Below are 796 nucleotides of genomic sequence, written 5' to 3'. Positions count from 1 at the left end.
TGATCTAACACTGTGGAGAAAAGCACCATGAAAAAACTGCTATACGCGACACTCGCTCTTGTCGGTCTTGCCCTGCCCGTGCAGGCGGAAACCGTCTCAATTGCCCTGTCCGGTACAGAAGACATCAAGAAAAACGGCGAATATGTCTTCGCAAAAACCTTCTCGGATCACCTGAATGCAAACGGCGTCAAGACCGTCATTCACCCATCCAACTCTGTCGGCAAGGAAAAAGAGCGCTTTGACCAGACCGCACAGGGACTTGTGCATGTCAATTTTGCCGATGCCGCCCTGCTGTTCAAGCTGGCCCCCATGGTCAAGGCGATCTACCTGCCGTTCCTCTATAACGGCAATCGGCATTTCGACGAGGTTGTCGAGAAAAGCAACATGATCAGCCGGATCAACGACGATCTTGGCGTCCATGGCATTCGGCTCGCAGCTTTCCCGTTCCGGGGCGGTCAGGCCGGTATTTTCAATACCCAGCACCCTATCACCAAATTTATCGATCTCTCGGATATCCGAGTGCGCGCAAAGGACAACCTGCAACTCAAGATTTTTGAATCCTGGGGTGCCAAGGCCACAATCGTTGACTGGTCCGAAGTTGCCAATGCGCTTCAAACAGGCGTTGCCGACGGGTATGTGAACCCGCCTGCCGCCGCGACCCTGTTTGGCCATACCGATATCCTCAAGCATTTCACCCCCATGAATATTGGTCCGTCCCCGCGCACGGTGCTGCTGTCTGAGGACTGGTATGCCAGCCTGGACGACGACACCCGCAAGATCATTGATGATGGCGTAC

The 796-nt window shown here is 54.1% G+C and carries 1 protein-coding gene; it reads left to right on the top strand.

The features are described from left to right. Positions 1-27 precede the first annotated feature (27 nt). A partial coding sequence (locus QQJ79_RS15520) for a TRAP transporter substrate-binding protein (protein WP_284223832.1) occupies positions 28-796 on the top strand: 769 nt, incomplete at its 3' end.

Origin of the sequence: Brevundimonas denitrificans (genome assembly GCF_030160755.1) — a bacterium.
In the GTDB taxonomy this organism is placed as follows: Bacteria; Pseudomonadota; Alphaproteobacteria; order Caulobacterales; family Caulobacteraceae; genus Brevundimonas; species Brevundimonas denitrificans.
The sequence above is the reverse complement of the archived record's forward strand: the minus strand, read 5'-3'. Positions and strand labels throughout refer to the sequence as shown.